This is a genomic window from Bartonella sp. B35(2025), assembly GCF_053794465.1.
In genome coordinates, this window is record NZ_CP200035.1 from 549228 (window position 1) to 568747 (window position 19520).

The following is a 19520-nucleotide window of genomic DNA, read 5'->3' on the forward strand; positions in this document are numbered from 1 at the left end:
CACAACAAAACAATAGCACAAAGATAAAAAAGAACAATTTTTCCATCTTTGTATTATATTATTGAATCCGCCCACTGGCATGAGCAAGCATAGTATAGACTTTTCCAGTATTTGACACTAGATACTTCCTAACTGAACGCATATCTTTAGAATTATGAGATACATCACGCAATAGCTTTTCGAAATCTGCAATATATTGATTAACTGAACGATTAAAGTTAATATCGCTATTGTATTTTTTCTTAATCATTTCAAATATTGCTTTTCCATTTAAAGTATAAAGGCGCTCTGTCACAATATTTATTTGTCCACGCCGATAATGATTCCATAATTCAACAATAGCATTATGGTTAATGGCCTGTAATATATCAGTTGCTAATGAATTAAGAGACACATTTGTAGTATGTGGTTTTATTTTTACTGATGAAAAAGCAAAGTTATTTGTTGTTGTTTCTCCATGAAATTCTTCTTCACTCGAAACTCTTTTCAGAAGATTTGATACCCATGTATTTTGTTTCTTTTTGCTTTGATCTTGTTGTAAAATTGGCTTAGGTGGCACTATCTTTTTTACAGTTTCAGAATCAATATTATCGTTTTTATTAGGGGTTAATGACGTAGAAGTTGCCGGTATCATTTGCTTTATTGTGTTATTTTGATTATTGTTTTGGGTAACGTTTACCAAGTCCTTTAATGCTGTAATTTGTTCATTTAGGGCAGAGCGAATTGTTTGCGTTGTTTCTTTTGTCTTTTTTGGTAATTCTTGAACACGCTCATTAATATCATTACTGATTTTTGTAAGTTCTGAACGGATTTCATCAGCTGAGTGTCGTATATCTTCTGCTGCTTCTGAAAAACGTGTTGAGGCTTCATTAATAAGCTGATTAAGCGATTGCTGAAGTGAATGTGTAGAATTACGTGCATTTTCACCAGTACGCTCAAATGCCAAACTGAGAACATTTTCGTAATGCTTAATTATTTTATTGATTTCTTCAGATTTTGAAACAAGAGCATCGCTTAATGTAGATAAAGTATTTTGCTTTTCTTTGAGCGTTACACTGAGTGTATTTTCAGATTTTTCAAGAACACGAATAGTCTCAGAAAGCGTTTTAACATGTTCACCAAAATTGTTTGTTATATAATTAATTTGCTCAAATGTATTTTTTGAGAGTCCTTGTAAAACTTCTACATTATTATTAAGTGCCTGACCTGAGGCTGACAAATGCTCTGCCACTTGGCTGGTATTGTGGAAAAAATTACTAGCAGTTTTGTTAAATTGACCATCAATATTTTGAACTGCTGATATCAAAACATTACTATTTTCATAGATACTATAAATCGATTGATTTAATTGCTCAAGGATGGATGAGACGCTATTAACAAAATCTTCCTTTATAGCTGTTACAGTCTGAACAGTTTGAGAATTGGTTTGTGCTAAGGTATTTACTAAAGATTCATTGTGTGCATAAATTTTTTGTTCGGCCTCTTGTGTTGAGAGGGAGATTTGTTCACTGATATGCTGTGTTAAATGGCTAATTGATTCAGTTGTACCTTGTGCAGCTTGATTTAAAGAATTTGTCAACTTTGCAATTTTTTCAACGTGTCCTGAAATTTGAGTAGCTGTTTGATTTCTTGCCTCTTCTAAACAATTATTTACGTCAGAAAGTTGATATCCTAGGTTATTTTTAAGATTCTGTATGGAATGATGCAGAACATTACAGCGTTCACCAATTACTTGTTCAATAGCTGTGGCTGAAGTATGAATCGTTTCATTCAACAATGTTTGTGCATTATGACTCGCTATCGTGAAGGCTTCCACAGTATGAGCTGTCTGTTCAGACAGAATGGAAAGAACTTTTTCACTGGTATCATAAACTGTTTGTTGCATATTCGATACAACACGATTGCCAGATTCTGAGATAATATTTTCTGCTTTTACGGCAACATTAGCTACAGACGAAATTATCTGTTCACCCGTAGAAGAAAGGACATCAGAAGCTTTTATAATTTTATCATGTAAGCCGTTTGTGACTGTATTAACGGAATCTTCTAATGTTATGCGTATATTATCAACACTTTTTTCTAACGCTTGTTGAATTTCTTGGCTTTGTTCATTATTAAGAGTAATGGATGCCTTTAATGTATCAGAATGTTCTTCAAGAAGAGATGTTTTCACTTCGATGGTCTCACATACCTGACCAAGCTTCTTTGATAAAGTCTCTTCTAATGTAGCGGTGCGCTCAAAAATCTTATGTGCACGTTCTTCTAGATTAGTATCGAACGATCCCATATATACTTCAAGGTTTTCAAAGAATGTACTGTTAGATTGAGAAAGAGTATTCTTTAGAATTTCAGTATGGCCTTCAAGGTTTTTTATATGTCCTTGGACAGTTTCAGTAATATTCTTATTATTAGCAGCAATTGCATTTTCAACTAAGTCTATCTGTTGTTTTAATGCAACGTCGACACGTATATCGCTTTTTGCAATAAGGTTATGGATTGTTTCCATTCGTTGTTCAAGTGTACGTGCTTGATCTGCAAGAACTTCGTTAAGAGAAAAACTATTAATAGCTAAAGAATCACGTAGTGCATCAGCACGGATATCAATATTTCTAGCTTGTGCTTCTAAAGCATCTTGGGTTGTATTGCAGCTTTGTGCAATGACTTCTTGTAGTTTTTCTGTACATTGAACTATACTCGCAACATGATTTTCAGTGTGTTGATCAACAATTTGAACATTATCAATTAAGATCTTTTCAATACTTGAAGCGTTTTGAGCTAAGATATCAATTTGATTTTTTAATGTATCAGCGATTTTATCCTTTTCTTGGTTGAGCATATTCGCCATTATGTCTCGTTGATCAGAAAGTTGTAATTTGAGATCTTGTGAGCGTTCTTGTACGATATCAATAATTGCATTATCGATATTCTTAACTTCTTCTCTCAGCATCTCTTTGCTTTTGTCAATTGCAAAAATAATATTATCGTGTCCACTTGTGAAGGTGTTTGTAATATCAGCCATTCTTTCTTTAAGATTTGTATTAATTTGTAAGGCATGAGCTTCCAAAAAATTACCAAGCTTTTCAGCATTATTTTCTAAAGCTTGACTGCGGGTGATGAAAGATTCGATTATAGAATTGCTATGCTCTCTAAGAGAAAAGTCAACAGCTGCTAAACGATTTTCAAAAGCTTCAATTGCTTCTGAAGTAATGTTATTAAATTTAGAAGAGAGTTTACATGCTTGCTCATCAAGTTTTATGATCTTTTCATCAAAATTCTGTAATGATTGATTATTACGATCAACAATGGCTTCGTCCAATGCTTTGAATTTTTCATCAACACTACATAAAGTCTGTTCTGTTGCAGCTTGGAGATGCGTTGCAACTTTAGCGATATGCATTTCAGCTTTGGCGGCTGTTTCATTAAAAGTTTTTTCTATCTGTTTTTCATTATTATCAAAACGCTCTGAGAAGTTATCAAAGTTTTTTTCTAGTTCGCAGAAAAATTCTGTATTTTTTTGCCGAATTTGTGTCGTAGTCTCATTAAATTTTTCAACCAGTTGATTTGTTACACCATCACTTGCATAAGAAAGTTTTGCAACAAGATCTTCTCCTTGTTTTTGTAAAGTTTGAGAAAGAGTTTGTGCAAGCTTTTCAACATTAGTTACAATTTTAGACGTAACCAAACCAAATTCATTATTCAGTTGCTCTTGTGTTCCTTTAATTGTTGATTGTACCCGCTCAGCATGATTTAAAATGGCTATACGTTCATTACTCAATTCTTTGATTAAGGTATGAATACGAGATTCGTTTTCAGCATAAGCTTGTTCCAAGCTATGAACTTCGCCTTGTATGATAGCTTCAAGTTCAACAGCTCGTCCAAGAGTACGTTCAATTCCCTTATTCATTGCAGCTACTTCTTCACGTATAGTTTGCCCTATAGCAATAGCTTGTTTTTCAGATATGTGCTGTGGTTCATTGAGGCGTTGTGCAGCATTTGCCATAAGAATTGCAATATCGTACAATTCGTTTGAACGTTTTGTTAATTGAGCAAATCCCCAAGACATAAGAATAGGAATAATTGTTCCTGCTGCTACAGCCAATCCAGTAAAAGATGTAAAAAAAGCGGCAATATTTGATAAGGAATTCAGTCCAGCAGGAGCGAGACTGTGAGCAATAAAAGCACCTCCCGCTGCCCATAAAGCACTGAGCGCTGTTGTACTCCAATAGATTCGAGAAATAGAATTCTGCTTTAATAATTCAAAATTTACAGGAGTTGTTATATCATCATTAGCGGGGAAAAGTTGCGCAGACAATAATGTGTTATGTACGGTTCCACCTGAAAGCTCATGTCGAGGTTTAGGGGTAAAAATCTGTCCAACAATTGATTCATCAACAACGGCATTATCATGAATATTTGAAGTAAGAGCTGAAGTAACATTTTCATCAGAAATCTCTTTCTCTGCTATTGCAATTTTTTGAATCAAATCATCTACATTAACGACATTTTCAGAATCATTTGATGACATTGTTTCAATCGCTGTGTTATTAAAGTCAAAGTTCATGGCTTTTGTTAGAGCCTCTTCAACTTCGACTTCAAATGTTTGTAATTTGGTTCTGCGTGCCATACTCGCCTCATACTCTACAAACAAAAAAGGGATACGTCCTCTTTCGGATATTTTCGTATACTAGCTGTTAATTATTTAGAAAGGAATATACTTAAGGAAAAATTTTGAAAACTTATCAAGATAAAGTTAATATGGATCTTGTTGCTTATTCAAGAATGATATAAAATTAAACAAAAACAATACAATAAGTAATTATATATAAAATAAAAATGCTGTTTACAATTTTAGTTTATAGGTAAGATTATGAGTTTATGGTATTTGAATAAGGGCGATTTAATGGAGATTATGGTTATATACAGTATTTAAAAGGGATTTGCGAAGTATGGATACATTTATACATGTGTAGCTTTTTATATCCTTTATATCGATAAAAAATTATTACTCTACCAATTGCTATTGATTATGAAATTAGGGAAATTAATTTTTTATATTTCTTAAAAATATATGCAGCTTTATCTTATATAAAGATGTATGCTATATATACCAAATGTACTAAGATTTTTGGAATAAAAGAGTTTATTTTTAATAGTAATTTATAAAAAGCACATATTAGGAAGTTTTCATATTTTATGATTGATCTCAATTAGTTGTGATACTCTTTGCTTGAAATAGTAGTTTTTTTATCAATATTAGGTAGTATTTCACTAAATTTTAATGCGGCTACGTTGACAATTGAGTGTTTTTTAGTCGATATGCATGCATGAGTATTTTATGTAATTCGAAACAAAGGTGTAAAAATAATGGTAGAACGATCACAACACCTGCAAGATGTATTTTTGAATACAGTTCGCAAAAAAAAAATTTCTCTCACAATTTTTCTTGTGAATGGCGTTAAATTAACAGGTATTGTAACGTCATTTGATAATTTTTGCGTTCTTTTGCGTCGTGATGGACATGCACAATTGGTCTATAAGCATGCTATTTCTACAATTATGCCTGGGCAATCTGTGCAGATGTTTGAAGGTGAAAATTCTGAATAAAAAAGCCGCTTTATTATAGATCTCTTCTCCTGTTTTAAAAGTGCCATGTAAATTACCATGATAAATAAAAATGAGAGATCTAGAGATTTTTTTTCGCAGGTTGTAAAACAGGTACGTGCTGTTATTTTGATACCAATTTTTTATGAGCACAAAAATGAAAAGATTTCACGTGAATGCTCAGTATCTTCTCGGATTAAAGAGGTGTTGGGGATAGCCCATTCTATAAGATTAGATGTTGTTCATTATGAAACGATTAATATTATTGCACCACGTTCTGCGACTTTATTTGGAACGGGTAAAGTGGATGCTCTCACTTGCTATATAAGTGAATATTATATTGATCTTGTGATTGTAGATCATTTTCTAACACCAGTGCAGCAACGTAATTTAGAAAAATTATGGAATTGCAAAGTTATTGATAGAACAGCTTTAATTCTTGAAATTTTTGGAAATCGTGCGCGAACAAAAGAAGGGGTTTTGCAGGTTGAATTGGCACATTTATCTTATCAAAAAAGTAGGCTTATCCGTAGTTGGACACATTTAGAAAGGCAACGTGGTGGTTGTGGTTTTTTAGGTGGGCCTGGTGAAACTCAGATTGAGGCAGATAAACGTCTTTTACAAGATAAAATTATTCGTATTCGCCGTGAATTGGAAACAGTTGTGAAAACACGTTCTCTTCATAGAGCTAAACGAAAAAAGATATCTTATCCTGTTGTTTCATTGGTAGGATATACCAATACGGGCAAATCAACTCTTTTTAATCGTTTGAGTGGTGCAGATGTGTTGGCAAAAGATATGTTGTTTGCAACACTTGACTTAACGTTACGAAAAGTTACTCTTCCCCACGGGAAAACTATTCTTTTATCTGATACTGTAGGTTTTATTTCTAATTTACCAACACATTTAATAGCAGCTTTTAGAGCAACACTTGAAGAAGTGGTTGAGGCTGATTTAATTCTTCATGTAAGAGATATGTCAGATCTTGATCATCGGGCTCATGCCCAAGATGTTTTAGAAGTTCTCTCAAGTCTTGGTGTTGCTGTTGATGATACAAAGCATATCATGGAAGTTTGGAATAAAATCGATATATTAGATGAATGTGCATTAAGTGTTTTGCAAACAAATGCAAAAACATTGTTAAATCCTGCAGTGATGGTATCAGCGCTTACAAGTGAGGGATTAGATCAATTATTAACAGAAATTGAAAAGCGAATTTTTGGAGAAATGCAAAGTATTGAGTATATTTTAAAACCTAATGAAATGCATCTTATTAATTGGTTTTATAAAAATTCTAGTAAAATAATGCAGGAAGGATGTGATGACGGCTCTATTATTATTAGAGCGGTACTTACTTCTGAAGCAAAAAAACAGCTAGATCATATTAAACATGATATGAATTAAAGTTTCTTTTAAAACATTATCGAGTATTGATATTATTAAATATTTTTTATTCGATTTTACATTTTTCTTATCTCATCAACAATATGGCTTTAAGTTAAGAGGATAGTTACCACTTTCTCTTAATAAAAAATATGAAGTAGTTTGCTGGTTAAAATAAAGATGAATTTTAAATGCAATAAAAAACTGTTTGTATATACAATGCAGAGAAACGCTTTAGTTATTCTGCTGTTGGTAGAGGTATGTGTATTTTTTATTTTGGTGTATTATTTTATTCAACCACAAATTTACCGAGCAACTTTAACATTTTCTTTATCTGATTCTGCAGGAAAACCGTTGCCAATTGATAAACAAAATAATGTTATCGCGTTCTTATCTTCGCAGTCGGCTATTTTAAATTATTCAAGTTTTCAGGGTTTTTCTTCAGATGGGTTTCATAAAAATTTTTATGAAAATATTCATTTTTTTCGTAACGGAGATTTAATTGATCTTACTTTTGAAGCTAAAACTGCTGAAGCTGCTCAAAAAGGATTAGAAACCTATTTTTCTGCATTTTCAGAAGCAATCATTAAAAAGAATCAAAAATTATTGTTAGAAGGACAGCAAATTGGTCAACAGTATAATAATACTGCGATACTAAATATAATACAGAAATTTCGCTTATCGATTACTTCTTTTATTCACCACGATGCGAAGCAAACTGAGCTTAATGATCTTTATGCGCAATTAACGAAAGCAACCTTAGATCGTATTCATTTAACTAGCCTTATTTCAATCATTAAGATGATGCGTGAAAATGGGAAATCTTTACTGCCTTTATCATTTATTGCAAATAACTCAGCGATTACTGCATTAGAATCTAAGCGTAATCTTTTGGAAACGCAAATAGTACATATGGCTGCACAATTAGGATGGGAACATCCTCAGATTAAGGCTCTAACTGCAGAATCAAAGGCGCTTTCTAATCAATTGGAAAATAAAATTTTGCAGATTGTTCATCAAATTCACTCGGATGAAATTATTGCAAGAAATTTTGAAGAACAGCTAAGAAAAAGGATTAGCCTTGTTGTAAAGGATCAATCTCAATCTTTGAGTCAAATGCTTAACAAGCTAGAAAATGAAATAAAAGCAGTAGTAAATGCACAAAATAAAGAGATAAGCAAATCTCATCCATTGCAAAACATAAAGATTAGCGTAGTTTCCTCGACAACGCCAGTGCCAATTTCTTTTATAACTCTTCATAGAAAAAATATTATTGTTGGTATATTTGCAAGCTTAATTATTTTTGGGGGAGTATTGTTGTTATCTCAACAATATTTTAGAACAAAAAAATCTCTCTTGGAAGAAGGTAATTTTAAAAACAATGAGGATGTTTTAGTATTTAAGGGGATAAAAAGTTTTGAAGCTCTTATTACAATAGAGGGATTTTCAGATCTTTTAAAATGGAATGCTTCAACAGTTATTTCAATAATTGGGTCAGAAGCTGCGCAGATGGCAGCAAAATTATCTCTTCATCTTATAGAAAAGAGTAAAACAATTTTATTAGTGGATATTTCCGGTCAACAAATAGAGAAGGTGATTGGTCCGCATCGGGGATTGAGTGATATCTTAGCGGGGAAGGTACAGCTACAGGATGTTGTTTATCATGATTATGACACAGGAGTTGATATTCTTCCTCAAGGATTAACAAGTATTGACTGTGTACAAGATCTTTCAAAGAATATTCCTATTATATTACAAGAATTTAAAAAAAATTATGATTTTGTTATCTTAGAAATAGCGAGTGAACCTAAATATGGACTTGAGCAATTTGCAAAGCTAACAGATTATTACATCTGTAGTATAGCTCTTAATGAGCAAGATTGGATGGTACAGATGGTAAATAAGTTTCCAAAAACTATTTACCGTGTGGTTGCATTGTAAATATTGCAAAATAGGAATGCTAATCGTATGTTATAATGGGTTAGAGATTATTTTTAGTTGGAAATACAAACGTGGGGCAATCGAAGATGATAGTAGAGAGATTGAACGAGGGCGTTTTGAAACCGTTACACAAAAAATATCAGAAACAGATCCAGGTGTGGCTTTATTCTATTTTATTGCTTTGTTTAATAATTGTTTTAGTAGGGGGAGCTACTCGTTTGACAGGATCAGGATTATCTATAACCGAATGGAAACCCATTCATGGTGTGATTCCACCGATTGGTTCAGATCAATGGCAGGAAGAATTTTTAAAGTATCAACAAATAGCGCAATATAAGCTGCTTAATCGCGATATGACGTTAAGTGCGTTTAAAGTAATTTTTTGGTGGGAATGGGGGCATCGTATTCTTGGGCGTCTTGTTGGTCTTGTAGCATTATTGGGTTTGATTTGGTTTTGGATGATAAAACGTATTGAAAGAAATATTTTGCTGCAACTTACTATTGTGCCAATTCTTATTGCTTTTCAAGGTGTTATCGGCTGGTGGATGGTAGCTTCAGGTATTGGTCAAAGTAATTTAACAAGTGTTAGCCATTACCGTTTAGCATTTCATCTTATAACAGCGTGCTTTGTTATTATTTTTGTTACTTATTTATCTCGAGGATTTACAAAATATTCAGAAAAACCAGCGAATAAAATGATTCAACATTTTGCAGGTTGGCTTGTTGTTCTTATTTTGGTGGAAATTTATTTTGGTGCTTTGGTTGCTGGTCTTCATGCAGGTAAAGTCTATAATACATGGCCATTTATGGATGGTGAGATTATACCTGATGGATTACTAAATCGTGATCCCATGTGGCTTAATTTATTCGATAACCCCTTAACAGTTCAATTTATTCACCGTTTTTTTGCATATTTTTTGTTTATTATAGCGATTATTCATGCTTTATATGTAAAGAAAAATATTCCACACTCAACTCATGCTCGTCGTGCATTTCTTATATGTTTTATGATAGTTTTTCAAGCATTTTTAGGTATCATTACGTTATTAAATGAAGTACCGATAAGCTTGGGGCTTATTCATCAAAGTTTTGCATTAGCAATATTATATTTTTCAGTTGCGCATTGGAGAGCAACAAAAGGAGGAGCATATTATGTTATTGAATAGGGTTTTTTACCAAAGAAATGTCAATAACCTGAAAGCATTAAGTTAAGATTTTGAACAGCAGCTGCAGATGCACCTTTTCCTAAATTATCTAATATGGCACATAGATTAAAAATATTTTCGTTTTCATTACCAAAAACAAATAATTTCATACCGTCTTTATGTGCTAAGCATTCTGGATTAAGTTTGGTAAGTGTGCTGGTTTCTTCTTGTGATGCAACCGATATGGTATTTTGTCCATCATAATGAGTGTTAAAAATTTCACGTAGATCAGAACAGTTAGCTGATTTTGTGAATAAATTACGATGCAATGGGAGGTTTACAATCATTCCTTGAGGAAAACGACCAACACTTGGTATAAAAATGGGCATTTGGTTAATCTGCCCATAAATTTTAATTTCTGGCACATGTTTATGCTTAAGATTAAGGCCATAAATAAAATAATTCTCTTGAAGATTATCTTGTTGAGATTGGTTCTCCATTTGTGCAATTAATTGTTTACCACCACCTGTGTAGCCAGATATTGCATTAATTGAAATTGGATAATCAGCATCCAGTAAACCTACTTCGCGGAGTGGACGAATCAAGCTAATTGCACCAGTGGAATAACATCCAGGATTAGTTACGTATTGTGCTTCTTGTATACGTTGCTTTTGTCCTGCAGTCATTTCAGGAAAACCATAGATCCAGTTTGGTGCAATACGGTGAGCTGTTGAGCTATCAATAATTCTAATTTTTTTATTATTTTTGAGCTGATTGACTGTTTTTTTTGCAACATCATCTGGAAGGCACAGAATAGCAATATCAGCTTGATTAAGATAATCTTGTCGGATATCAATGTTGTATCGATCAGCATGAGGAAGAGAAAGTAATTTTAAATCTTGGTGCTCTACCAGCCGATTTTTTATCTGTAACCCGGTTGTTCCATGTTCACCATCAATAAAAACTTTTGTTACCATTCTATTTGCCTTGAATCAAATTTTATTGTCATCGTCTGTTTGTCGCACTATAAATCAATCTAAATTATTGTTAATTAAATTATTAGATTTTTTATGGCTATAAGTCACCTTTCTGTAAAAAATTGTGCAATAATAGTATATTAAAATGAATTTAATATTCATTTTTTATCATTTATTTTTTTAAGAGTAAGATTTTATTATTTAGAAAAAAACAGAATTGAGATAAATATTTGCTATATTTTTTTATTTTTAAATAGAAGCTATTTAAAATATTTTATTTGTACGGTTTGCTATGTTACCATCTATCACTTTATTTTTAAGGCGTTAGGATAAAATTTTATGACCAAGCAAGAAAATGATACACGAAGTTACTTTTTTAATAATAATTTACAAACCGTTGATCTTGCAGTTTTTGATGCAATCCGAGGTGAATTTGGGCGTCAAAGACGCGACATTGAGCTAATTGCGTCAGAGAATATTGTTTCAAGAGCAGTTCTTGAAGCGCAAGGATCAATTTTAACTAATAAATACGCAGAAGGTTATCCAGGAAATCGCTATTATGGTGGCTGCCATTTTGTTGATCAAATTGAAAGATTAGCAATCGAACGAGGCAAAAAACTATTTGGTGCTTCTTTTGTGAATGTTCAACCTAATTCAGGTAGTCAGATGAATCAAGCTGTACTTTTAGCTTTGCTTCAACCTAGAGACACATTAATGGGGTTGAATTTGAATGCTGGTGGTCATCTCACGCATGGATCTTCCGTTAATATGTCAGGAAAATGGTTTAATGTTGTTTCTTATGGTGTACGTGAAGAAGATCAGCTTCTTGATATGGCGGAAGTTGAATATCTTGCACAGAAGCATAAACCAAAGCTTATTTTTGCAGGTGGAACGTCTTATCCACGTGTATGGAACTGGGAAAGATTTCGTGAAATTGCAGATGAAATCGGGGCTTATTTGGTAGTTGATATGTCTCATATTGCAGGTTTGGTTGCTGGTGGTGCGCATCCTTCACCTGTACCATATGCACACATTGTTACTACGACAACACATAAATCGCTGCGTGGTCCTCGTGGTGGTATGATATTAACAAATGATGAGAATTTAGCTAAAAAAATTAATTCAGCGGTTTTTCCAGGTCTTCAAGGTGGTCCTTTAATGCATGTGATTGCTGGAAAAGCGGTAGCACTAGGAGAGGCTTTGCAACCTGCTTTTAAAGATTATATTGCTCGTGTAGTTGCTAATGCTAAAACTTTGGCAAGGAGTTTGCAAAATAATGGTTTTAGTATTGTTTCTGGTGGTACAGATAATCACTTATTATTGATTGATTTGCGTTCTAAAAATTTGAAGGGAAGATCTGCAGAATTATCCTTAGGGCGTGCTGGCATTATCTGTAATAAAAATAGTATTCCTTTTGATCCTGAAACGTCGTTTGTAACTTCAGGTATTCGTTTGGGTACACTTGCTGCTACGACACGTGGTTTTACAGAGAATGAGTTTATTCAAATTTCTGATATGATTTCAGAAGTTCTTGATGGTCTCAGTATAGCGAAAAGTGATGAAGATAATACTGTGATTGAAATGGCTGTTAAGAAAAAGGTAGAAGATATGACAGATAATTTCCCTATTTACTCTTATTTTAACATTTGTTAAAGGCAGAAAAAAATGCGTTGTCCTTATTGTCAATATGAGGATACACAGGTTAAGGATTCACGTCCTGCAGAAGAGGGTGCTGTAATCCGTCGTCGGCGTGTATGTTCTGTTTGTGGTGGTCGTTTTACAACTTTTGAGCGTGTTCAGTTACGTGAACTTTTAGTTTCTAAGAAAAGCGGTCGATGTGAGCCATTTGATCGTGATAAATTGACGCGATCAGTTAATATAGCTGTGCGTAAACGCAATATTGATCCTGATCATCTTGAACAAGCAATTTCTGGTATTGTACGTCGGCTTGAAAATTTAGGGGAGCCTGAGATCGCTTCGAAAAAGATTGGACATCTCGTTATGGATGCGTTGAAAGGTATTGATGATATTGCTTATATTCGTTTTGCTTCTGTCTATCAAGATTTTTGTAACGCAAGCGATTTTCATAATGTTATAGATGAGTTGTCAAAGGGTGTAACGGATACAGAATCTTGTTTTGATGAATAAAAGAGTGCAAGATGAACGGTTTATGGCTGCGGCTATCCGTTTGGCAGAACGTCATGTCGGTCTTACTGGTGAAAATCCTTCTGTTGGTACGTTAATCACTAGGAATGACGACAGTGTAGGGACATTTATCGTTGGCTATGGTGTGACAGCTATTCATGGGAGGCCTCACGCTGAGGTGCAGGCTTTGCAAATGGCTGGCCCACTAGCCCGTGGTGCTACTGCTTATGTTACTTTGGAGCCTTGTTCACATTATGGTAAAACTTCGCCGTGTGTAAATGCACTTATTAATTCGGGTATTTCGCGGGTCGTTATTGCTCTTACTGATCTAGATAAGCGAGTTGATGGCCGTGGTATTGCTCTTTTACGTGCATCCGGTATCGAAGTTGTTGAAGGGGTTTTGGCTGAGGAAGCTTTTGAAACGTTATGTACTCATCTGTACATAAGGAAACTACAGCGATGTGTGGTTACTTTAAAAATGGCAATTTCTGCAGATAATGGTATAGGAAAAAAGGGGCAAGGTAGAATAAAAATTAGTGGAATAATTTCTCATACACATACTCATATTTTACGAGCAAAAAATAATGCTATTATTGTTGGTATTGGTACTATATTAGCAGATGATCCACAATTAAATTGCCGTTTACCAGGGCTAGGAATGCGTTCACCTATACGTATTATTTTAGATACAGATTTACATATTCCACTTGATGCGAAGGTTGTTCAAACGGCAACAAAAATTCCTACATGGATTATTTGTGATACAAATCTTTCAAAGAAACGTAAAAAAATAGCGTTGGAACAGCTTGGTGTATCTGTGTATTTGGTGGAAAAGAGTAATGGTTGCATACAGCCTCTTTCTATTTTACAGCTGCTTTATCAACGTGGAATCAATAGTGTTTTGCTTGAAGGAGGAGCAAAAACAGGAGAAAAATTTTTAAATGCTGGTTGTGTAGATCATTTAATATGCTTTTACGCACCTATTATTTTAGGTAAAGATCGCATCGAAGCTCCTCATTTTGGGAATTATCTTTCAGAATTTAATCAAATTGAAATGAGAATGTTTGGAAATGACCGTTTTTATAAATGGAGGCATAAGGCATTATGTTTACCGGAATTATAACAGACATTGGTTGTGTTGAAGATGTTCAATCTTTGAAGCAAGGAATACGTTTAGAGATTTCTACGCATTATGATGTAGAAAGTTTAAAAATTGGTGCATCAATCGCATGTTCAGGGATTTGTTTAACAATTGTTGAACGGGCATCAAAACAAGAAACTACCAATTGGTTTGCTGTGGAAGCGTGGGAAGAAACATTGTGTTTAACTAATCTTATACAATGGACAAAAGGGACTTTTGTTAATTTGGAACGGTCGCTACAATTTGGTGATGAAATAGGTGGGCATTTAGTTTTTGGTCATATTGATGGTTTAGCTGAGATTATTGATCAAAAAAATGAAGGTGATGCAGTTCGTTTTTATCTACAAGTTCCAACTCAATTATCACCCTTTATTATAAGTAAAGGTTCTATTGCGCTTAATGGAACATCTCTTACTGTTAATAGTATTAAAAATAGTATTTTTGATGTTCTTATTATTCGTCATACACTTGAAATGACAACTTGGAAACAAGTTAAAATTGGAGATAAAATTAATTTAGAAGTTGATCAACTTGCTCGTTATGCAGCAAAATTTTCTGGATTAAAAATGAAAGATGAGTGAGCTGAAAATTTATTATATTCTTTGAAATTTTATATTCTGTAATCCAAAATTTTTTGATTAATTTTTTTTTGATGGAGTCTCTTTATGACAAAAGAAATACGTCAAAAATCTCATATATTGATTGTTGAAGCACGTTTTTATGATGGGATTTCCGATGCACTTCTTTCGGGTGCAGTGAATACTTTACAAAATGCTACATCAAGCTATGATATTGTGACAGTTCCAGGAGCATTAGAAATACCAGGTGCAATAGCTTTTTTCGAAAAAAATAATAAGATATCCTATGATGGTTATGTAGCACTTGGTTGTGTCATTCGGGGTGAAACATATCATTTTGAAATTGTTGCGAATAATTCTTGTCGAGCATTGATGGATTTGACCATCCATAAACATTTGGCTATTGGAAATGGTATTTTGACTGTTGAAAATGAAAAACAAGCATGGGCACGTGCAAAACAGAATGAAAAAAATAAAGGTAGTTTTGCGGCTGAAGCTGCTTTATGTATGATCGCTCTAAAAAAGAAATTTGGAGATAATCATTAAATATGGCTGATGTAAGAGGCAGATATTCTCCGCGTTTAGCTAATAAACGTGGAGCAGCAAGGCTTGCTGCAGTACAGGCACTTTACCAAATGGATATGGTAGGTACTGGTGTTATGGAAACAGCAGCAGAGTATGAGACTTATCGTTTAGGAAAGAATATTGATGGAAATCAATATCTTGATGCTGATTTTCAATGGTTTTTGGCTATTATATCTGGTGTTGTGCAAGATCAAAAACAGCTTGATCCTATGTTGCATCAGCAACTTTCTACAGAATGGTCACTCTCGCGTCTTGATTCTATACTACGAGCAATTTTGCGTGCAGGTTTATGGGAGTTGATTAATCGCCAAGATGTGCCAGTTGCTGTTGTTATGAATGAATATGTCGATATAGCAAAGGCATTTTTTGAAGGTGATGAACCAAAGCTTGTTAATGCAGTTCTTGATGGCATGGCGAAAGAAATTCGCTCCTAAGAATAACAATACAATCCCAGTAATATCGGGATTGTATATGGATCATTAGAATTTAGTTATGGATTAGTAAATTTACATTCTAAGTTGATAAATTAACAGAGCCTTTAATAATTTGGATTAAGAAAGGTTGTTCTTTGGTAGCAGTTGGTGTTGTTTGTGTTATAAAGTCAAATACTTGACCATCCTGTAGACCGTAATTAGCTATCTTAGTAACCTGATTGTTTTTATTAAAGTAAATGGCCAAAACTTTACGATCAATAATTTTAGTTTTCATAAATTGCATCCCACGGTAGCGAGTTTGTGAGATATAATAAAAAATTTCATTATCATATTTTGTTTTGAGTGAGGGGGTTCCTAAAGTTAAAATAACCTGTTCTTTACTTGATCCAACAGAAATAGAATCAAGAGCATTTTTATCGAGGATATAACCCTCTTTATATATCTGGCTTAAACCTGAGGAATCAGTTAAACTACAACCAGTAGTTGTAGCCATGCTTGCTATTAACGAACCAATCAATAATTTGTATTTGATTAAGGCCATTCTGTGGGGCATCTGAAACAATGATATCTCCTTTTATACTTAGACGTATAACAAGAAGGCAGCTTTAAGTTTTTTCTAATTTTAATCAATCTGCCATAGCTTACATTGAACTTCCTTGTTATAAAATAAATTATGCCATATAGAGTTTCTTTAGAAAAGAAAAAAATGAATGAAATATGTTTAGCTAAATAAAAGTACAGTGTATCTACTTCTGTATATTTAGGAGTTGCCAATGAATGCTCAAAATATTTCCCAAATGACATTTGCTTTGGCTTATCCAATATCGGTATCTTCGTTGCCTGTTAAAGGCATAAAGGCTCATATTTGTGCAAATCAACAAGAATGTGCGCAGTTAGCTAAGAATCATGATTTAGTTGAAGTAAAATTTTGTGAGGGAGAATTCCATATTTTACCCTGGAAAAAGCGTGGGGTACGCGTAAAAGGTTCATTACGAGCACGTGTAGTACAGTTATGTGTGATTACATTAGAACCATTAGAAAATGTTCTCGATGAAAATATTGACATCGTTTTTGTCCCTGAAGATTCAAATTTGACTAAGCCCAAAATTTTAGAGGATACAGGTGAATTATTTTTAGATGCGAGTGGATTAGATACCCCAGAAGTTTTTTATGGCGATAAAATTGATATTGGTGCAGTCATGGAAGAATTTTTTGAGTTATCAATTGATCATTATCCACGTAAAAAGGGTATAAACATGAGTATAATTGAAAATTCAGATGAGGTGGAACAAAAATTATCGCCATTTTCTATTTTGAAAAGTTAAAAATAATCATAAACGCATAAAAACAATATTTTCTGTGAAGCTATTTTCATAGTGTGCTTCGTAGTTGTTTAATAGCGAAAAATTGTAATATGAGTTGAAAAGTATAAATTTAAAAATGTAGGATATGCAAGCGTGATTAGAATTTCTGTGGATGTAATGGGTGGTGATTATGGTCCAGAAGTGACTATTGAGGGAGCAGCAATTGTACAAAAGTATTTGCCAAATATTTATTTTCTATTTTACGGGATAGATGAGGTTGTTAAGCCAGTTTTAAAAAAATACCCTTATTTAGCTTCTGTATCACGCTTCTATCCTACGGAAAGTTATACACGTATGGATGAAAAACCAAGCCAAGCACTTCGTATTGGACGTGGTAAATCATCAATGTGGTATGCGATTGAATCTGTAAAAAATGGTGAAGCTGATGCTTGTGTTTCTGCCGGTAATACTGGTGCACTCATGGCAATGTCTTATTTTTGTTTGAAAATGATGGCAGAAGCCGAACGTCCTGGAATTGCGGGCATTTGGCCAACGCTTCGAAGTGAGAGTATTGTTTTAGATATTGGTGCAACAATTGGTGCATCTGCTAGTCAATTGGTTGATTTAGCAGTGATGGGAGCTGGTATGTTTCGCGCTTTGTATCATGTTGAAAAACCAAGTGTCGGGCTTTTAAATGTGGGAGTTGAAGAGGTTAAAGGTCTTTATGCAATTAAAAAAGCTGGAATGATATTGCGTGAAGTGCAATTAGAAGGATTAGAGTATAAGGGATTTGTTGAAGGTAATGATATTGGAAAGGGAACAGTGGATGTTGTTGTAACGGAGGGATTTTCTGGTAATATTGCTCTAAAGACAGCAGAAGGAACTGTGCGGCAAATAGGAGAAATCCTAAACACTGCTATGTGTAGCTCTTTTTTCTCATACCTTGGTTATTTTTTATCGCGGGGTGCTTTTCGTATACTGAAACATAAAATGGATCCAGATAGAGTTAATGGTGGAGTACTTTTAGGATTGAATGGGGTTGTTATAAAAAGTCATGGTAGTGCGAATGCTAGCGGTTTTGCTTCTGCTATTCGTGTTGGTTATGAGATGGTAAATAATGGACTTTTAAAAAAAATAACTGATGATTTACGACGGTTTCATAAAAATAAAGCAACATTTTTCGACAAAGAAAAGGAAGATGAAGCAACAGTTGATGGGGAAATCATATGACCAGTATTTATAATGCAAATAAAAAATATCAAGAAAAGGCAAAAACCGAATGATTCGATCAGTTATGTGTGGTGTGGGAAGTGCCTTACCAAAAAAAAGCTTATCGAATGATGAGATTGCGAAATTTGTTGAAACATCCGATTCATGGATTTTTCAGCGTACAGGGATATGTCAACGTTATATTGCTAATGAAAATGAAACAACTGTTTCTTTAGGCGTAGAAGCTGCACAAGCAGCACTCATAAATTCTGGTTTTACAATAGAAGATATTGATTGTATTATTTTAGCAACTTCAACACCAAATCATACTTTTCCTGCTTCTGCAGTTGAAATTCAACATGCTTTGGGAATGAATCATGGATTTGCTTTTGATCTTCAAGCTGTTTGTTCTGGTTTTATTTTTGCTTTAATGACAGCGGATGCTTATTTACGCTGTGGAGCAGTCAAAAGAATTTTGGTCATTGGATCTGAAACATTTTCTCGAATTTTAGATTGGAAAGATCGCACGACATGTGTTTTATTTGGTGACGGTGCGGGTGCTGCTGTTTTAGAATCACAAAAAACAGTAAATGATTTAACTTCTGATTGTGGCATATTATCTACGAAATTGCGCTCTAATGGTGCATATATGAATAAGCTATATGTTGATGGAGGTCCTTCAACAACACAAACAACGGGTTATTTACGTATGGAAGGACGAGAAGTTTTTAAATATGCAGTTGGCATGATAACTGATGTAGTTGATGATTGTTTTAATGCTGCTGGTATAGATTCTTCAAAATTAGATTGGTTTGTACCTCATCAAGCTAATAAACGTATCATTGAAGCATCAGCTAAAAGGTTAGGGATTTCTCTCGATAAAGTTGTGATTACCATTGATCAACATGGTAATACATCTGCAGCATCGGTACCATTAGCTTTGGCAACGGCTGTTCAAGATGGAAGAATAAAAAAGGGAGATCTTATTATGTTGGAGGCTATGGGAGGTGGATTTACATGGGGTGCGATTCTTATTCGTTGGTAAGTTATAGCTTCTTGACCATATTTAAATAAAAC

The 19520-nt window shown here is 33.8% G+C and carries 16 protein-coding genes; 13 read left to right on the forward strand and 3 right to left on the reverse strand.

What is annotated here, in order from left to right; translation table 11 throughout:
• Positions 1–58 precede the first annotated feature (58 nt).
• Positions 59–4624 carry an apolipoprotein A-IV repeat region-like domain-containing protein gene (locus V4P56_RS02195; protein ID WP_455482451.1) on the reverse strand — a complete coding sequence of 1522 codons (4566 nt, stop codon included), beginning with the start codon at positions 4622–4624 and terminating at the stop codon, positions 59–61.
• Positions 4625–5364: 740 nt separating this feature from the next.
• Here V4P56_RS02195 and hfq point away from each other — a divergent pair.
• From hfq to V4P56_RS02215, 4 genes are all read left to right on the forward strand, one after another.
• Positions 5365–5604 (forward strand): RNA chaperone Hfq, encoded by a 240-nt coding sequence (hfq, locus tag V4P56_RS02200; RefSeq protein WP_455482452.1) that lies wholly within the window; start codon positions 5365–5367, stop codon positions 5602–5604.
• Positions 5605–5661: 57 nt separating this feature from the next.
• Positions 5662–7005, forward strand: a complete 1344-nt coding sequence (hflX, locus tag V4P56_RS02205; RefSeq protein WP_455482453.1) for a GTPase HflX — start codon at positions 5662–5664, stop codon at positions 7003–7005.
• A 159-nt stretch (positions 7006–7164) separates the two neighbouring features.
• Entirely contained in the window at positions 7165–8925 is a 1761-nt protein-coding gene (locus tag V4P56_RS02210; protein ID WP_455482454.1) for a hypothetical protein, read from the forward strand.
• Between the two features lie 71 nt (positions 8926–8996).
• Positions 8997–10091 carry a COX15/CtaA family protein gene (locus V4P56_RS02215; RefSeq protein ID WP_455482455.1) on the forward strand — a complete coding sequence of 365 codons (1095 nt, stop codon included), beginning with the start codon at positions 8997–8999 and terminating at the stop codon, positions 10089–10091.
• Positions 10092–10111: 20 nt separating this feature from the next.
• On the opposite strand, the gene argC is transcribed toward V4P56_RS02215, so the two are convergent.
• Positions 10112–11047, reverse strand: coding sequence for an N-acetyl-gamma-glutamyl-phosphate reductase (gene argC / locus V4P56_RS02220; RefSeq protein ID WP_455482456.1), 936 nt, complete (start codon positions 11045–11047; stop codon positions 10112–10114).
• Between the two features lie 339 nt (positions 11048–11386).
• On the opposite strand from argC, the gene glyA reads away from it, so the two are divergent.
• The 6 genes from glyA (at position 11387) to nusB (ending at position 15930) form a co-directional block, all read left to right on the forward strand.
• A complete protein-coding gene (glyA, locus tag V4P56_RS02225; protein ID WP_455482457.1) occupies positions 11387–12700 on the forward strand; it encodes a serine hydroxymethyltransferase in 1314 nt (437 codons plus the stop codon).
• Between the two features lie 12 nt (positions 12701–12712).
• A complete protein-coding gene (nrdR, locus tag V4P56_RS02230; protein WP_455482458.1) occupies positions 12713–13195 on the forward strand; it encodes a transcriptional regulator NrdR in 483 nt (160 codons plus the stop codon).
• On the forward strand, positions 13188–14315 hold the full coding sequence (ribD, locus tag V4P56_RS02235) for a bifunctional diaminohydroxyphosphoribosylaminopyrimidine deaminase/5-amino-6-(5-phosphoribosylamino)uracil reductase RibD (protein WP_455482459.1): 1128 nt from the start codon (positions 13188–13190) through the stop codon (positions 14313–14315). The genes nrdR and ribD overlap by 8 nt, the downstream gene beginning before the upstream one ends.
• Positions 14297–14914: a riboflavin synthase gene (locus tag V4P56_RS02240; RefSeq protein ID WP_455482460.1), complete on the forward strand. Its 618-nt coding sequence runs from the start codon at positions 14297–14299 to the stop codon at positions 14912–14914. The genes ribD and V4P56_RS02240 overlap by 19 nt, the downstream gene beginning before the upstream one ends.
• Positions 14915–14998: 84 nt before the next feature.
• The gene (locus V4P56_RS02245; RefSeq protein ID WP_455482461.1) at positions 14999–15457 is read left to right on the forward strand and encodes a 6,7-dimethyl-8-ribityllumazine synthase; all 459 of its coding nucleotides are present in this window, start codon (positions 14999–15001) and stop codon (positions 15455–15457) included.
• A 2-nt stretch (positions 15458–15459) separates the two neighbouring features.
• Complete coding sequence (gene nusB / locus V4P56_RS02250; protein WP_455482462.1) at positions 15460–15930, forward strand: transcription antitermination factor NusB; 471 nt, start codon at positions 15460–15462, stop codon at positions 15928–15930.
• Positions 15931–16009: 79 nt separating this feature from the next.
• On the opposite strand, the gene V4P56_RS02255 is transcribed toward nusB, so the two are convergent.
• Positions 16010–16483, reverse strand: a complete 474-nt coding sequence (locus V4P56_RS02255; RefSeq protein ID WP_455482638.1) for an outer membrane protein assembly factor BamE — start codon at positions 16481–16483, stop codon at positions 16010–16012.
• A 220-nt stretch (positions 16484–16703) separates the two neighbouring features.
• On the opposite strand from V4P56_RS02255, the gene V4P56_RS02260 reads away from it, so the two are divergent.
• The 3 genes from V4P56_RS02260 to V4P56_RS02270 all read left to right on the forward strand — a co-directional run bounded on the left by V4P56_RS02260 (position 16704) and on the right by V4P56_RS02270 (position 19488).
• Positions 16704–17255 (forward strand): DUF177 domain-containing protein, encoded by a 552-nt coding sequence (locus V4P56_RS02260; RefSeq protein WP_455482463.1) that lies wholly within the window; start codon positions 16704–16706, stop codon positions 17253–17255.
• Positions 17256–17387: 132 nt separating this feature from the next.
• A complete protein-coding gene (gene plsX / locus V4P56_RS02265; protein WP_455482464.1) occupies positions 17388–18464 on the forward strand; it encodes a phosphate acyltransferase PlsX in 1077 nt (358 codons plus the stop codon).
• Positions 18465–18513: 49 nt separating this feature from the next.
• Positions 18514–19488, forward strand: a complete 975-nt coding sequence (locus tag V4P56_RS02270; protein WP_455482465.1) for a beta-ketoacyl-ACP synthase III — start codon at positions 18514–18516, stop codon at positions 19486–19488.
• Positions 19489–19520: the final 32 nt, after the last annotated feature.

What these genes read in the sequence shown, in the direction of transcription:
- V4P56_RS02195 (WP_455482451.1), bottom strand. Translation starts at nt 4,624, where the DNA reads ATGGCACGCAGAACCAAATTACAAACATTTGAAGTCGAAGTTGAAGAG.
- hfq (WP_455482452.1), top strand. Translation starts at nt 5,365, where the DNA reads ATGGTAGAACGATCACAACACCTGCAAGATGTATTTTTGAATACAGTT.
- hflX (WP_455482453.1), top strand. Translation starts at nt 5,662, where the DNA reads ATGATAAATAAAAATGAGAGATCTAGAGATTTTTTTTCGCAGGTTGTA.
- V4P56_RS02210 (WP_455482454.1), top strand. Translation starts at nt 7,165, where the DNA reads ATGAATTTTAAATGCAATAAAAAACTGTTTGTATATACAATGCAGAGA.
- argC (WP_455482456.1), bottom strand. Translation starts at nt 11,047, where the DNA reads ATGGTAACAAAAGTTTTTATTGATGGTGAACATGGAACAACCGGGTTA.
- glyA (WP_455482457.1), top strand. Translation starts at nt 11,387, where the DNA reads ATGACCAAGCAAGAAAATGATACACGAAGTTACTTTTTTAATAATAAT.
- nrdR (WP_455482458.1), top strand. Translation starts at nt 12,713, where the DNA reads ATGCGTTGTCCTTATTGTCAATATGAGGATACACAGGTTAAGGATTCA.
- ribD (WP_455482459.1), top strand. Translation starts at nt 13,188, where the DNA reads ATGAATAAAAGAGTGCAAGATGAACGGTTTATGGCTGCGGCTATCCGT.
- V4P56_RS02240 (WP_455482460.1), top strand. Translation starts at nt 14,297, where the DNA reads ATGTTTACCGGAATTATAACAGACATTGGTTGTGTTGAAGATGTTCAA.
- V4P56_RS02245 (WP_455482461.1), top strand. Translation starts at nt 14,999, where the DNA reads ATGACAAAAGAAATACGTCAAAAATCTCATATATTGATTGTTGAAGCA.
- nusB (WP_455482462.1), top strand. Translation starts at nt 15,460, where the DNA reads ATGGCTGATGTAAGAGGCAGATATTCTCCGCGTTTAGCTAATAAACGT.
- V4P56_RS02255 (WP_455482638.1), bottom strand. Translation starts at nt 16,483, where the DNA reads ATGCCCCACAGAATGGCCTTAATCAAATACAAATTATTGATTGGTTCG.
- V4P56_RS02260 (WP_455482463.1), top strand. Translation starts at nt 16,704, where the DNA reads ATGAATGCTCAAAATATTTCCCAAATGACATTTGCTTTGGCTTATCCA.
- V4P56_RS02270 (WP_455482465.1), top strand. Translation starts at nt 18,514, where the DNA reads ATGATTCGATCAGTTATGTGTGGTGTGGGAAGTGCCTTACCAAAAAAA.